Genomic DNA, 15,344 nt, shown 5'->3' on the forward strand with positions numbered 1-15,344 from the left:
GACACGCGTGGGCTGGCTCTCGGCGGTCCGAGCGAGCCATGCGCCCTTGCGTGCTTCTGCACGACCTAGCAGCCTTCGGATGACGGGGCATGTTCATGGCTGAGACTTTCGGTCACCACCCGTGGACGGTGCAGGACCTAGTGGGCGGGGTTGCTAGCGGGACAGTGCGTCTGCCAGACATTCAACGGCCCTTTGTCTGGGCCAATGCGAAGGTGCGGGACCTAGTCGACTCGATGTACAAGGGCTTCCCAGTGGGGGAGTTGATGTTCTGGGAGAACACCGATGAGTCTCACTCCCGGACTATCGGCTCAGAGCCCAAGACTCAACACGGGTCTATGCAGGTCATCGACGGACAGCAGCGTCTTACATCCCTATACGCCGTCGTCAAGGGTGCTCCCGTCCTCCGAGATGACTACCTCCCCGACCGGATCACCATCGCGTTCAATCCTCTGACGCAACGCTTCGAGGTGCCAACGGCGGCTACTCGGTCAGCAGAGTGGGTACAGGACATCAGGGACGTGTTCGACTCCCCGATCAAGGCAAGAAAGGCCTTCCTGAAGCGGTTGGCCAAGGCGCGGGAGGTCGACGGTCTGGAGCCCGAGGACGAAGAGCAGATCGAGACAGCCATCACGCGGTTGGGCGAGGTCCTTAATTACGAGTTCCAGGTCGTTCAACTCAAGCCAGCGGTGACCCGGGAGACCGTCGCTGACGTGTTCGTCAGGATCAACTCCGAGGGAGTCAAACTCTCCTCGACTGACTTCATCCTGACCTGGCTGTCGGTCTTCTGGGAGGAGGGCCGCACGCAGATGGAAGACTTCGCTCGGGCCTCTCGTTTCACCCCAGAGGAGATGAATCGGATGGGCCAGGACCCGACGGTACGCTGGACCCCCAAGAACGCTTATCTGACACTCGATCCGGGCAACGTCTTGCGCGTCGTCGTGGCTGTGGGGAACAAGCGTGCCCAACTGCAAGATGCGTACAACGCACTACGTGGCCGAGACCCACGAACCCGACAGATCGTCAAGAGCCTCCGCGAGGCCGAACTAAGCCGCCTCAAGGACGGTCAGGCACGAGCGCTAGATCCCAAGCACTGGGACGAGTTCCTCAAGGTCATCGAGCGGGCCGGCATCCGGACCAGCACGATGGTCACGTCCAAGAATGCTCTCCTCTTCTGCTACGCGTACTGGCTCATCGGGCGGACCGAGTTCCACGTGCCCGTCGATGATCTACGCGAGGTGATGGCCAGGTGGTACTTCATGGCTCAGATCACTGGCCGGTACAGCGGCAGCGCCGAGACGCGAGGTCAAGAGGACCTCAACCGGTTCTCCGGGCTGTCACCCCGCCCGGAAGAGTTCGTCAAGGCCATCAACGGGCAGATCGAGACCGCGCTCACTGATGACTGGTGGAGGGTCACTCTCCCGGAGGACCTGCACACCTCGTCCATGACGGGTCCCGCGTACACGGGCTACATCGCGGCCCTGAACATCCTTGATGCCGATGTCTTGCTCTCGACCCTGAAGGTCAAGGACTGGATCGACCCCAACCGGCGACCTGTAAAGGGTATCGAGAAGCACCACCTCTTCCCGAAGGACCACCTACGCACTGCTTTGGGAGTGACCACGACCAGGCAGATTAACCAAGTCGCGAATCAGGCGCTCGTGGAGTGGTCTGACAACATTGATATCTCCAACACTGCACCAGCGACGTATTGGCCTGCTCAGGTTGAGGACAAGCAGATCGGCAGCGATCGGCTTGCTGAGCAAGCCTGGTGGCATGCCCTCCCCGAGGGATGGGTCGGTATGGGCTACTCCGTCTTTCTGGAACGACGGCGTCGACTCATCGCAGATGTCACGCGCGAGGGCTTCCGCAAACTCGCCGATCCGAACTACCGGCCCTCCCCACCAGCGGACGCGCCACGGACCGAACCGGCGATGCCGACATTCGACGCCCTCGTCAGGTCGGGGGTGCTCCCGATCGGTACACTCCTGACCCCCGCCGATGCCGAGACTGATTCCATCGCGGAAGTAACGGAGGATGGCACGATCCGGCTCGACGACACCGAGCATCGGACTCCGGATCTGGCAGCCAAAGCAGACGGCGCTGAGGATGTTGACGGCTGGACGTACTGGGAGGCGCAGTTCGATGAGCCCATCGCTCTGGCCGAACTGCGGGCGGCTGGATACCCAGATTGATCGACGGGGTGGCTCGACTGACTGTGCACCTCGGCGCGAGGGCTACTAGCGTCCGCCCCATGACACCTCCGGAAGCATGCAATAAGTGCCGAGTGGTGTATGTGCGACAGGGGCCGCGTTGATGGGGGGTTCTGATCCGAGCGAGTTTGACCCGTCACCTGCAGCGCCGTCGTCCTAGGCTGGGCGACGCACCCTAGACACTGGAATCGAGAGCACATATGGCACCACGTGGGACCAAGACGGCTTCACTTGGCTTGGAGGATGCACTCTGGGCATCTGCCAACCAACTGCGGTCGAGCATGGATGCTGCTGAGTACAAGCACGTCGTTCTGGGGCTGCTCTTTTTGAAGTACATCTCGGACAAGTTCGAGTTCCACCGCGTCCGTCTAAACAATCTAGTCCAGGACGAGTCGAGCGACTACTTCATGCCCACGGCGGCGGCACGGCAGAGCGTGCTGGACGATCGCGATGAGTACACCGCTGTCGGGGTCTTTTGGGTACCGGAAGGTCACCGCTGGAGCGACCTGCGTAAGGCTGCGAAGCAGGCCGACCTTGGTGCCCGGATCGACACCGCGATGGAAGCGGTGGAGAAGGACAACCCTTCACTGAAAGGTGTGCTTCCCAAGAACTTCAACCGGCGCGAACTCACCGCCCTGACCCTCGCTGGTCTCATCGACACCTTCTCGCGGGATGACCTCGCTGCCGCCGAACACGATGGCCTAGACGTGCTCGGACGCGTCTACGAGTACTTCCTCGCGCAGTTCGCTTCCGATGAGGGGAAGAACGGCGGAGAGTTCTACACCCCCCGCTCGGTCGTCTCGCTGATCGTGGAGATGCTCCAGCCCTTCAACGGACGGGTGTATGACCCCTGCTGCGGGTCGGGCGGAATGTTTGTCCAGGCTGAGCACTTCGTCACGGCTCATGGTGGCGCGCGCAACGACATTTCGGTCTTCGGCCAGGAGCAGAACCCCACGACCTGGCGTCTGGCGAAGATGAACCTGGCCATCCGGGGTATCGAAGCAAACCTTGGCCCGGAGTGGGGCGACTCTTTTCACGACAACAAGCACCCCGACCTGAGGGCCGACTTCATCCTGGCCAACCCGCCGTTCAACGTCTCGAACTGGGGTGGCGAACGGCTCACGACTGACCCCCGCTGGGAGTACGGCACGCCGCCTCCTGGCAACGCGAACTACGCCTGGCTCCAGCACATGTTCCACCACCTGGCACCCACGGGAACGATGGGAGTGGTCTTGGCGAACGGGTCGTTGACGGTCAACTCGTCTGGCCAGGCTGACATCCGACGCAGAATGGTCCAGGACGATGCGGTGGAGTGCATCGTCGCTCTCCCATCCCAGTTATTCTACTCCGTGCAGATCCCCGTCTCTTTGTGGTTCCTTACCAAGGACAAAAGCGCCCGAAGGGTGAAGCCGGAGCGCCCTCAGCGGGATCGCCAAGGTGAGGTTCTCTTCATCGACGCCCGCGAGATGGGATACATGGAGTCACGTACCCACCGCAATCTCTCACCCGAGGACGCAGCGAAGATCGCGGCGGCCTACAACGCCTGGCGCGGCGACCCAGACCTCCCACCGTTTGAGGACGTACCGGGCTTCTGCGTCTCGGTGACAAACGAACAGGTGGCCGAAGCAAACTATGCTTTGAGTCCCGGACGTTTCGTTGGCACCGAAGAGGCCGAGGTCGATGCCATGCCGGTCGACGAACGGATCGCCCTGCTCAGCCGCACGGTGCGGGAGGCCTTCGAGCGGCGGGCCGAACTCCAGGGACGCATCGTCGCGGCGCTAGATTCGCTGGAGTCGGACGAGTGAACACGCAGTGGGAAGAGTCGGACCTCCAATCCGTCTGCGCGGGGGATGGCTTGATCCAGACTGGTCCGTTCGGTTCGCAGTTGCACATGAGCGACTACACGGCGGTCGGTGTGCCCGTCATTATGCCTACGAACATCGGCGATGGTCGCGTCGTTGAGTTGGGGATCATGCGGACATCGCCACAACTCTTGCCCGCCACAGGGTGGAACCGGGTGACATCGTGTACTCCCGGCGAGGCGACATCACGAAGCGGGGTCTCATCACCCCGACCGAGGCAGGCTGGCTGTGCGGGACCGGGTGTCTGCTAGTGAGGCCGTCCGCACGAGTTGATCCGCTCTGGTTGTCCTTTTGGTTGAGTCAACCAAAGATCCACCGGTGGTTGCTCAACCAGTCAGTGGGCGCCACCATGGCAAACCTGAACACCGACATCCTCAGTCGCCTCCCCGTCCTACTACCGCCGCGACCTGAGCAGGAGCGCATAGCACGTGTGCTCGGGGCCTTCGATGATCTCATCGACACGAACCTAAGACTCGCAATCAGCGAGGAGCGCCTGGCGCAGGTGCTGGCTTCCCAGGTCCCGGAGCAGGTGCCCCTGGACCAACTGGCGACCTTTCCGAAATTGAAACAGCGTCGCCCGCTGGGGACAGTTGACCACTTCTCGATTCCGGCGTTCGACGCGGGCCGCCTCTCGCTGCGCGAATCTGGTGACAGGATCCTCAGCGGCAAGCACACCTTGACTGAACCCTCTGTTCTAGTGTCGCGCTTGAACCCGTCCACAGCGCGGACCTGGATGGCATATCCCGGAGAGAGAGAGGCGGTCTGCTCGCCCGAGTTTGTCGTGGCTATGGGTGCCGCCGATGTGGACGCCGAGGAGGTATGGGCCGTGGCCAGCACGGATGACTTCTGGAGCCAGATGCAAGGGTCTGCCAGCGGCACCACCAACAGTCGTCAGCGCGTAGACAAGGCCGCAGTCCCAAGGATCATGGTTCCAGACGTTCGCATGCTAGCGCCGAGTGCCCGCGTGGCGATCACCGCTCTAGTGCAAGGAGCGGGCCAAGGTCGGACAGAGGCTGCGGAACTTGTCAGTCAGCGCGATGAACTCCTTCCGCTCTTGATGTCGGGCGATTTAAGGGTGTCTAGCCTGGAGGGGGTTGCCTAGTCATGGTCGTGGCGGAGGCTGACTTGGAGGACTGGGTTATGGAGATGCTGGCCCATCAGGGTTGGCAGACCATACATGGGGCTGACATCGCGCCGGGCATGCCGAGTGCGGAGCGCTCGGATTATCGCGAGGTCGTTCTGGTGGAGCGACTTCGTGACTCAATCCACGGGCTCAACCCCGGCCTTCCAAGCAGCGCCGTCGAGGACGCCATCAAGGCTGCGCTCCGCCCGGAGTCGGGAGTCATCCAGACTGAGAATTGGCGGACGTACCAATTGCTGGTGTTCGGGGTGCCGGTCGAGTACCGAGACACCGAGGGAGCGCTGCGGAGCGTTCGGGCGCGACTGGTGGATTGGTGCGACCTGGCCGCCAACAACCTGGTGGCCGTAAATCAGTTCACGGTGCAAGGGCCCAAGAAGACGCGGCGTCCCGATGTGGTCCTTTTCGTCAACGGGCTCCCCTTGTGCGTGGTCGAGTTGAAGAAGCCGGGCGAGGAACACGCCACGATCGGGGGGGCTTTCAACCAGATTCAGACCTACAAGTCGCAGGTCCCTGACCTGTTCACGTGGAACCAAGGCGTGGTCATCTCGGACGGCTTGCTCGCTCAGATGGGGACTGTGACGGCTCCGGCGAACCACTTCCAGGCGTGGAAGACCATCGATGGTAGCAACCTGGTGTCCAGTTACCGCCCTCAGGTCGAGGTCATGGTTGCCGGGTACCTTCGCCCCGACGTGTTCCTGGACTGGGTGCGCAACTTTGTGGCCTTTTCGGGCGATGGGGAAAGAGCCACCAAGATCGGAGCGAAGTACCACCAGTACTGGGCGGTGACCAAGGCTGTAGCGCAGACTGTTGAGGCGGTCGAGAATGACGGTCGGGCGGGGGTCGTCTGGCACACCCAGGGGTCGGGCAAGTCCTTCGAGATGGCCTGGTACGCGGGTGCGCTGAGCCGACACCCAGCGTTGGAGAACCCGACTCTGGTCGTGCTCACAGACCGCAACGACCTGGACAACCAACTGTTCGAGGAGACGTTCGCCGCGACCAAGCCGGGCGCTCCACTGCTGGACCCGCCGGTGCAGGCCGAGACCCGTCAGGAGTTGAAGGACCTGCTCACAGGGCGGCAGTCGGGCGGGATCATCTTCAGCACGATCCAGAAGTTCGGCCTGACCAAGGACGAGCGGGAAGCGGGCATCTCCTTCCCCACGCTCTCGGAGCGCACGAACATCGTGGTGATGGTGGATGAGGCCCACCGTTCGAACTATGACTTCATCGACGGCTTCGCTCGTCACTTGCGGGATGGCTTGCCCAACGCCACGTTCATCGGCTTCACCGGCACCCCGATCGAGGCCAAAGACAAATCCACGATAGCCGTCTTTGGACCCGTCATCGATGCCTACGACCTCACCCAGGCGGTCGAGGACGGTGCCACGGTCAAGGTGCTCTATGAGGCCCGACTCGCCAAGGTGCGGCTCCCCAAAAGGGCGTTCGATGACATTAACGAGGCGTTCGCAGAAGCCGTCTCCGGAACCGAGGAAGAGGCTCAGGAGCGTCTCAAGAGCAAGTGGTCGAGGATCGAGGCCATCGTCGGTGCGGACGAGCGACTAGAGGAGTTGGCCAAGGACATCCTTTCCCACTGGGACCGCACTCACGAGATCATGCCCCAGTCCAAGTGCATGATCGTCACCATGTCGCGCCGGATCGCAGTTGCCCTCCACGACAAGTTCAAGGCGTTGCGTCCGCAGTGGTACGACGCTGACGACGAACGGGGACGGATGAAGGTCGTCATGACCGGCAGCGCAACCGACCCCGAAGGATGGCAGGAGCACATTCGCAACAAGGCTCAAATGCGAGCGCTCAAGGCAAGGGCCTCAGATCCGGACGACCCACTGGAAGTCGTGATCGTCAGGGACATGTGGCTGACAGGGTTCGACTCGCCGTCGATGACGACCATGTATGTGGACAAGCCGATGCGCGGCGTGTCGCTGATGCAGGCGATCACCCGGGTCAACCGGACCTTTAAGGACAAGCCCGCAGGGCTCATCGTGGACTACATCGGCGTCGCGGAAGACCTGAAGGAAGCCCTGTCTAACTACACCAAGCGCGACCAGGAAAACGGCCAGATCGGTGCCGCCATCGAAGACACCGCCGTCCCGGAGATGCTTCAGGAGCACCACATTGTGTGCTCCATCCTGGCTGGCTTTCAGTGGCGTCCCCTGGTAGACGACACCTCTCCCAAGGCATTCCTCAACGCTGTCTTGGCGTGCGTGGAATGGCTGATGGCCGGGGAGCACGCCCGGAACGCGACGGACGGCCTGGGGGCCGCCGGAGCCCAGAAGCCACTCACCGTGAAGCAGCGGTTCGTGGAGCACACCAAGCGGCTACGGTCGTTCTTCTCCCTCGTCCCAGCCACCCCAGAGGCGACCCGCATCCGCGAGGATGTGGCGTACTTCGACACCGTACGGGCTGCCATCGCCAAGATCGAGAACCAGGGCCGGGGAGCCACAGACGCCAACGCCGAACTTGACACCGCGATCCGGCAGATCGTCTCGGAGAATATGACCGGGACTGGGGTGGTAGACATCTACGCCGAGGCTGGGATCGCCAACCCCGACATCTCTCTCATCGACGAGGGATTCGTCCAGAAGATCACCGAGTCCGACCGCCCCAACATCCAGTTGGAAGCGCTGAAGCGACTGCTCAGCAGCGAGATCAAGGCCATCGCCAAGCGCAACGTGGTGAAGGGTCGCGAGTTCTCCGAGATGCTAAACGACTCGTTGCTTCGTTACCAGAATCGAAGCCTCGACACGGCCACCGTGGTGGCCGAACTCGTCGGCCTCGCGCGCGCCATGAACGCTGAGCACGACCGAGGGGCCAGCACCGGCCTGTCGGGGAACGAACTCGCCTTCTACGACGCCTTGCGCACCAACGAGTCCGCCGTCAAGGCCATGCAAGACGAGGTGATGAAACAGATCGCTCACGAACTGACCGAGATCGTCCGACGCGACGCCAAGACCGACTGGGCAGTCAAAGAGCAAGTACGGGCAAAGTTGCGGACCACCATCAAGCGGCTGCTGCTCAAGCACGGCTACCCGCCCGACAGGACCCACGAAGCCACCGAACTCATCCTGAAGCAGGCAGAGGTCATGGGTTCGGAGATGGACGAGGAGCGATGAACCAAGCATTTGCCGGATGCAAGCCCACCTCGCCGACGCGGTCCCCAAACTCCGGGGCCTGGCCGAGTTCGCCGAAGAGCACGGCCAGCAGTACGGACGCATCGAGTCCGTCGCCAAGGTCGCAGGAGACCTGCGAGTCCTCGACATGACAAAACCCCACGTCCGGTCCGCCGTCCGGCAGACCGAGGACGCTAAAGCCCTGTACACCGGCGACGTCGCCACGGACTACTGACCATGACCCTGCGGATCGACTACGCGTTGCCGTTGGGCTCGGAATCCCGGTGGTCCGACATGCTCGCCACCCTGGTCGCCACCGACCCCGAACCGATGTGCCGCCTCCTGGATCTGGAGGTCCCGGCTGCTGCGGTGCAGGTGCACCGTGAGGTAGCGGTGGACCGGGCCAACCGACCCGACATCGTCCTGACCCACGACGGTCAACGGGTCGCGGTCATCGAAATCAAGGTCCTGGCCGGTCTGGGGTACCGCCAGTTGCTGCGGTACCAGGCCGCCGAGCCCGGGGCGAGGGCTTACGTCTTGGTGTATCCGCGAAGGCTCGCGCTTGACGTGACCGGTGCGCCGGATTGGCGAGGACTGGACTGGGAGGACCTGCTCGACTGCTACACCTCCAGCAGCCACCCCTGGGTCGCTCAGACAGCGGCTGCGTGGTGCCACCATCTGGCTACCTCGCTGCCCCGCGTGGACGCTTCCACGGTCTGGGGTGACCTGGACGAGGGGCAGGACTTCGTTCTGGCTCTCAGGGCCCGCATGGCGTGGCTTTACAGCAACTACCAGCCTCCTGAGGGAATCGACCTCGACCTCGTCGGCTCCGCAGCCGGCGTGAGTTGGGTCCTGCGGCAGATCGCCGACGCCCCCCGCTCCGGTTACCAGATGGTCGCCGAAGTTGAGGAGAACCTGCCGGTGCGGGACTACCCGAAGTACCACTACGCCAGCAACCGGCACCAACCACTCGGCCCCAGCGCCAAGGTGATGCTCATGCAACCCGAAGTGCGCACCTCCGCCGGGTTCGACTGGGAGTACCTGCACGCGCTCTGGCCGACCATGGCAGCCGCCCGCACGGACTGGGTCACCCACGCAGCCCGGCCCCGCGCCGCTCATGACCGGGAGGGCCACCAGCGGATCGTGGCCGCCGGAGCGCCCCGCTACCTCGGTGTCGGGTTCGGTGAAGCCCAGGCACGCCAACGCGGGGGTGGCTGCCTCTTCGGAGCCAGAGTCCAATACCCGCCCGACATCACCTTGCAGCAGGTGATCATCGAACTCCGGTCGCTCGGAAGACTGGTCACGGACCTGTCCCGAGTCTCGTCTCCAGGGTCTGACCCGAGATGACAGCGCTGAAGCGCTGCCGTGGTGCTGAGACGGGATCCTTGCGGGCGCTCCGCGCGGTAACTCTCCCTCGCGCCGAACCGCTCGCTGCGCTCGCTCCCGGACGCTCGGTCGCTCTTTTTCGCGGCTCGGTGGTCGCTGCGCTCCCACCTCACGGGGATGCGTCACCGCGTCCCCGAAGGTTGGTGATTCCACAGTGACCCCACCGCCGGACAGGACGGAGACGCCACCCCCGGAGCAACCCTGGGACGTCCAACGGTTCCTTGAACAAGTTCACAGCGACGCCGCGCTCACGGCAGCCAAGCAGATCGTGCTCATGGTCATGGCCGATGCTGCACGTGACGCCGGGCGCATCCAAGAGGGGGCCTTCGGTATCTCCCAGCGGTGTGCGTACTCGGAGTCGGTTGTGCAGAAGGTGCTTGCGGGCCGTCCCATCACGGACGAAGCGGTTGGGACATACGTCACGAAGATCCGCGAGGGTGACCTCCTCACGATGACGTCGGCTGTCTACGACTTGCACTGCAGACCGTCCAATGGTCCGTTGAGTACGCATGCTGACGTCTCTTCTAGTAGTAGTAGTGGTAGTTATCCGTACTCGACGGACCTTCGCGGTTGGTTGAGGCGGACGATGCCTGCGCACGATGGCTGGCGAGCGCGTCGCGCACGTGCTGCTTATCCGCTGGTCCTGCACCTGTCGTTGACCACCGGCCCCTGGTCCACTGCGCGCCTGGAGTCCGTAGGCACCAGCAGTACTGCGTCTAAGAGGAGTCGCGCGTTCCTGGCCGAGTACGGACTCCTGGAGTCCAGTCGGGGGTGGGTCGATGGGGTGCGATGGGAAAGGCTGCCGCAGGCTCTGAACCAAGTTGCGGTCGACCATGAGACCAACGGACTGGGACAACGACTGGCAGACGAGTACCGCCGGAAGGGTCACCGCGCACGGGCAGGGATGTTGAGGCGGGGGAAGATTGTGGAGCGCGAGAACCTGTGGGTGAAACTGTCCACCTACTCCGGGACCAAGGCGCTGGCCGACTTCGTGCTTGAACTCGAGGGAGACGGTGATGAGGTCCGCTCGCACACGGCTCCCGAGCGGCAGCGGATTGATGAGGTGCTCACCCAGATTCATCAGCACATGGAGACTGGGTCCACCTTGGGTGAAGCCATAGGCAAGGTGCAGCGGCACGGACTTCCTTTGGACTTCAGAGTCCTGTTGCAGCAGGCGCTAGGAGTCGAGGCGGAGATCCGTGGTCTGGATAGCGAGATCATGCTCGACGAGCAAGGAGAGGCAAACCAGTAGGAAGGTGTGCCGCGAGGAGACGCATAGCCTGACCCGGTCGCATGGTCATCTGTCGGCCCGCACTGCTCAGCCCCTTGCGCGACACCTGTCGGTTCGAGAGGACGTCACGGTGATCACACCCCTCCGCACCCGAGCGGCAGCGTCGGGGCGACGCCGTGTGCACCCATGCCCCTTGGTCCCGAGCGCCCGCCCCGGTGGACGCCGTCAGGGAGAACCGGACGGCCAGGTCGTCATCGGTCCTCCGCGCGGTGCAGCCTCGTCGCCGTCCTGTCCGGCGGCGGCGAACGTGTCGATCCCCGAAGCATGAAGGTCGGCGTTCTCAACAGGGAGCAGGGCTGTCGATCGACGCTACGGCTTCGCCTCGTTCCTGGGTGGGAGTCCGGACCACCCCGCTACTCCTCGATCTCGCAGCACCGCGTCAAGTACAACCTCACCGTCGTGTCCGGGAGCGGGGGCCGCTCATCCCGGCAAGCGACCGGCAGGACTCAAGTGGTCAACCGAGGTGACGCCGCGTCTGAGGTAGGGGCAGTTTCCTAATGGTCCAGCCGAGAGCGCTGAGGTCATAGAGACCATCGCAACGGGGCTCTAGCCGGTCCTGCGCGACTAGGCACTGGCTCGCCCACTCGTGAGGCTCTGCTGTCCACCCGAGGAGATCGGTCAGTGTGTCTCGATCAATCACGGGCGTATCCCAGCCCTTCCACTTCTCGGAGTAGTCCCATGCAAGCCACGTATGGGGGGACCAGCAGGGCAGACGGAAGGCCGGTAGGAGGTCGCACAGCGAGGCCAGCCTCCAGATGCCGTCGCTGAACTGCACCTCGTACAACGGTGCTACGCCCTTCGAACTCAGCACGTTGACTGCCATGTACGGTTCACCGTTTCGTTCCAGGTCGGCAGAGTCCCCACTCGACCGGGCTGTGTACCGGCCCAGTGGGTGAGAACAGCGGTCGCAGCCTGGCTGATGACGAGTGCTCATGAAGAGGCCCTACGGGCGGCAACGCGTTGTGCGGAGTCGCTTGGCCGATGCCGAGGTCCCTGGCGATCTTCGCGCTGGGCAACCACTAGTCATGGTTCATGATGGCACGCCGGGCAGAGGTAATTACCGGCTGCTGCCCTTCGACCAACTCGCGACCAACATCTCATGGGAGCCGTGACGTCGCCGCTAGAGTGCCGGTATGCGTTCACCTTGGGGCACACATGTAGGGCGGACAGCAGGGGGACCATCGATGTTTGCTGTCGGGGTGGGTGCAGCACTGGTTCTGTTGAGTGCCTGTGCAGCCGACAGGAATGAACCGGATCCCGGAGCCCAGCCAGAGGCGTCGCGCGAGGACCCACCACCAGTCCCTCCCGCTGAAGCCGAGGAGACCGAGGCTGAGGAGGATGCCGAAGGTGAGAGGGAGATGCAGGGCACCTGGGAGGTCCGGATGGACGCTGACCGGACAGTGCGTCTGGAACTGGACGGCTCGTTCGATGTCAGGGAAGACAAGGCGGACGCTGACGCCGGTGAGACGGAAATCTTCATCGAGACCTTCGGGACAGTCAGGGTGACGAATGTCTCGGACGGACGTAACACGGAGGACATGGGCGCGAGCCTGGAGGTCTTTACCCCCATCGAGTTCTGCCCGGACTGGGTTAGGACCATAAGGGGTGTCTCCTTAGGTGACTACTGCTCGCGAGACCTAGTGTCCTTCAACATCCCCAATCTGGACGTCGGCGACTCGTCGGTCGTCTCGCTGGACCACAAGGCTAGGCTCAGGTCGGTCCTTGAGGAAGAGGCTCAGCCGGTCATTGAGGGCATGCTTGGCGACTCAGGGGTGATCGTCTCCCCAGACCGCCTTTTCGTAAACGAGGACCTCTTGTCTTTGAACCCGACTTGCTCTGTCCCCTCTGGTGGAACCTGGATCACGTACTTCACTGAGAACGAGGCAGTCTCCGCCTGCTCAACTGGGTAGTGACCGCCGCGCTATCCCGGTTGCATTGGTCGATGCTGCAGGTGCAACCAGGGGATCTTTCTCCGCCATGTTCCTGTATGCCCAGTTCCGGCTGCCTTCACGCACCCTGGGCGACGACGAGGCAGGCCCCGGGTAGCCGTTCCGCTACGGGGAGTCCTCGTCCTCAGGCACTTGTCTCGATTCCGGTGAGACCTCCTCGAGGTCGCCTCGACCAGGCGGTAGAGCGGCCTGGAGCGGGTAGGTGGGGAGTTCTGACGGCTCCGGCACCTCGGTGGGCAGCGACATGACAGGCACCATGGCGGCCCAATCGTCCCAGGCGTCTTGTGCTTCAGGCACCCCGGTGAAGACGGCCCAAACCACACCGGCGATGAGCATCAACCTCTTTAGCAGCGGGTTGCTGACAGACGAGGGATCCTTGTTGACATGAATGGCTACCTCCCCGGCAAGCCCGGCTACACCGTCCCTTACACCCCCTGGGCCAACGATATCGACATGCTCAAGCGTCCAGAGAATGTCGGCGATGCGGCGGAGGAGCAGCGCCCGTAGGTCCTCGCCTAGGTCGCTCGCTTCCTGCACCAGTTGCTCCAGGTCGCGCAGACTTTGCGCCAAGTCGGCGGTCACCTCGGGATCGGGCAGAGGAGGGCCGTCGGGAGCAGCCACAGCGAGTGTGAACGAGAGTCCGTTAAGCGCTACCAGAGAACTGTTGTCCACCAGCGTTTCCGACGCGTTCTTCCAGAGCAAGCCAGGGGTGAACACAGGCGAGGCCCAAGCGCCCCAGTGCTGATCAAAAATGTCTCGAACCTCTTGAGAATTGGTGCTGTCCACCCTCCGCTCGAGATCGCGGAGCAGACTTGCCACGATCGCCAGACCACGCATCACGGCTGCGGAATCGTCCTGCACACCGAGCACACTGGCCCACGCTGTTCGCACTGAGACCGATCCACTGGAGGCTTCACGTACTCTGGCGAGAACGGTGTGCAACCTCCCGGCTGGATTGTTGGGGTTCCCCACGTCTTCCACTCCTCCGAGTCCGCCACTATGCCGGGTAACAGTGCACGTGGAGCACCCCCGGCCAGGTGCAACCCCCGTCGGGACCCCACCAGCGGGATCGACTGGGATCAGCCCGCGACGGCATCTCTCCAACCATGCATCTTGCCTTAGCCATATTCGCCGAGACGAAGCCGAGATCACGGACGACCCGCCGCAGAGCCCGTGACGAGAGCATGGGCCCAGAAGATGCGGGACCAGTCAGGACCGAGTTGTCACACCTTCGCTCGCCCCGCCCTGCACTTGGCTGCATCCCGCTGGGCTGTTCTCTCAGCGGCGTGCCAGGGGGTCGTGAGTGGCGGTCAGGCGCGCCACGGCGTCCTGGGAGGGTCTGGCGTATCGCTGCAGGGTCGCCAGGGAGGTGTGGCGGGACTTGGCCATCAGCAGGGGTAGGGGGACTCCCTGCTCGGCGAGGTGGGTGATGGCTGAGTGGCGGAGTTGGTGCAGGGTCCTGCCTCGGCTCGCTTCCTTGAAGATGGCTTGGGCCTGGTCGTAGGACAGCCGGCCTCTGCCGGTGTCAGGGCAAGTGTCTGCGGCAGCCACGACGCGGGTGCCTCCGTAGGGGGTGTGCGTGCGAAAGAGGGGACCGTGGGCGCGCCCGTCGATGATCTTGGGCAGCAGCCGGGCGGTGCGGGTGGCGAAGTGGAGGGTATCGATGTCGCCGCCCTTGCGGATGGTGTGTGCCTGGCGCGCTGAGAGGTCGAGGTCCTCGACGTTGAGCAGGAGCACCTCCTTGGCTCGGGCGGCGCTCTCGTACAGCAACGTCCACAGTGCCCGGTCGCGGACGTGGGCGGTGCGCAGGCTCAGCAGCCGGTCCACCTCGTCGCGGGAGAGGGCCCGGTTGTGGTCCACGACGACGGTGCGCCGCTCCAGGCCGGAGGCCAGTCCTTCGGACGCCCATCCGTGGCGAGCGTTGAACGCCAGGAACGACCGCACGGTGGCCACCACGCGGTTCCAGGAGGCCGCTGAGGCCGCCGGGTAGGCCTTGGCCACCCCGAGGGCCACGTCGCCCACTGAGAGGCCGTGCAGGGAGGTTGATGGCAGGTGCGCTCCGACCCGCTTCAGGGTGAGCCGGTACACCCGGCGGGTGCCCGGGGCCAGGTCTCGACGGAGGAAGACCTCAGCGGCGGTGGCCCAGTCCGGGCTGTCGGCGGGGAAGGGCAAGGCAATGACGGGACGAGCAGCAGGCACGACATGGCTCCGTTGGCAGAGATGCAAGTAAATGTGCCTGTGTGACGTCGGGCGCCGTTCATCGGTTCCCGCACAGGCGCACCCAGATGGCCTGGGCTGACCCCAGTGAATGGGCTGTTTACTCGGGGTGCGTCCGCTGACCCACGTGCGCCCGGCCATCAGCCACTAGGGCGCCATCCGC

At 63.6% G+C, this 15,344-nt stretch carries 10 protein-coding genes; 8 read left to right on the forward strand and 2 right to left on the reverse strand.

From position 1 onward, the window contains the following. The first annotated feature begins 95 nt into the window (after positions 1-95). The 8 genes from LVO85_RS05850 to LVO85_RS05885 all read left to right on the forward strand — a co-directional run bounded on the left by LVO85_RS05850 (position 96) and on the right by LVO85_RS05885 (position 12,925). Positions 96-2,192 carry a GmrSD restriction endonuclease domain-containing protein gene (locus LVO85_RS05850; protein ID WP_232746471.1) on the forward strand — a complete coding sequence of 699 codons (2,097 nt, stop codon included), beginning with the start codon at positions 96-98 and terminating at the stop codon, positions 2,190-2,192. Positions 2,193-2,410: 218 nt separating this feature from the next. Beyond that, the gene (locus tag LVO85_RS05855; protein WP_269813037.1) at positions 2,411-4,015 is read left to right on the forward strand and encodes a type I restriction-modification system subunit M; all 1,605 of its coding nucleotides are present in this window, start codon (positions 2,411-2,413) and stop codon (positions 4,013-4,015) included. Between the two features lie 220 nt (positions 4,016-4,235). Next, complete coding sequence (locus LVO85_RS05860; RefSeq protein WP_232746473.1) at positions 4,236-5,174, forward strand: restriction endonuclease subunit S; 939 nt, start codon at positions 4,236-4,238, stop codon at positions 5,172-5,174. Positions 5,175-5,176: 2 nt separating this feature from the next. Further along, a complete protein-coding gene (locus LVO85_RS05865; protein ID WP_269813038.1) occupies positions 5,177-8,341 on the forward strand; it encodes a type I restriction endonuclease subunit R in 3,165 nt (1,054 codons plus the stop codon). 16 nt (positions 8,342-8,357) lie between these two features. Beyond that, positions 8,358-8,573 carry a hypothetical protein gene (locus tag LVO85_RS05870; protein WP_232746475.1) on the forward strand — a complete coding sequence of 72 codons (216 nt, stop codon included), beginning with the start codon at positions 8,358-8,360 and terminating at the stop codon, positions 8,571-8,573. Positions 8,574-8,575: 2 nt separating this feature from the next. Then, complete coding sequence (locus LVO85_RS05875) at positions 8,576-9,685, forward strand: type I restriction enzyme HsdR N-terminal domain-containing protein (RefSeq protein ID WP_232746476.1); 1,110 nt, start codon at positions 8,576-8,578, stop codon at positions 9,683-9,685. 964 nt (positions 9,686-10,649) lie between these two features. Next, complete coding sequence (locus LVO85_RS05880; protein WP_232746477.1) at positions 10,650-10,976, forward strand: hypothetical protein; 327 nt, start codon at positions 10,650-10,652, stop codon at positions 10,974-10,976. 1,238 nt (positions 10,977-12,214) lie between these two features. Further along, complete coding sequence (locus tag LVO85_RS05885) at positions 12,215-12,925, forward strand: hypothetical protein (RefSeq protein ID WP_232746478.1); 711 nt, start codon at positions 12,215-12,217, stop codon at positions 12,923-12,925. A 144-nt stretch (positions 12,926-13,069) separates the two neighbouring features. On the opposite strand, the gene LVO85_RS05890 is transcribed toward LVO85_RS05885, so the two are convergent. Further along, on the reverse strand, positions 13,070-13,834 hold the full coding sequence (locus LVO85_RS05890; protein WP_232746479.1) for a hypothetical protein: 765 nt from the start codon (positions 13,832-13,834) through the stop codon (positions 13,070-13,072). 408 nt (positions 13,835-14,242) lie between these two features. Next, complete coding sequence (locus LVO85_RS05895; RefSeq protein ID WP_232746480.1) at positions 14,243-15,163, reverse strand: tyrosine-type recombinase/integrase; 921 nt, start codon at positions 15,161-15,163, stop codon at positions 14,243-14,245. Between the last annotated feature and the right edge of the window lie 181 nt (positions 15,164-15,344).

Origin of the sequence: Ornithinimicrobium sediminis, assembly GCF_021272345.1 — a bacterium.
GTDB classification, from domain to species: domain Bacteria; phylum Actinomycetota; class Actinomycetes; order Actinomycetales; family Dermatophilaceae; genus Ornithinicoccus; species Ornithinicoccus sediminis_B.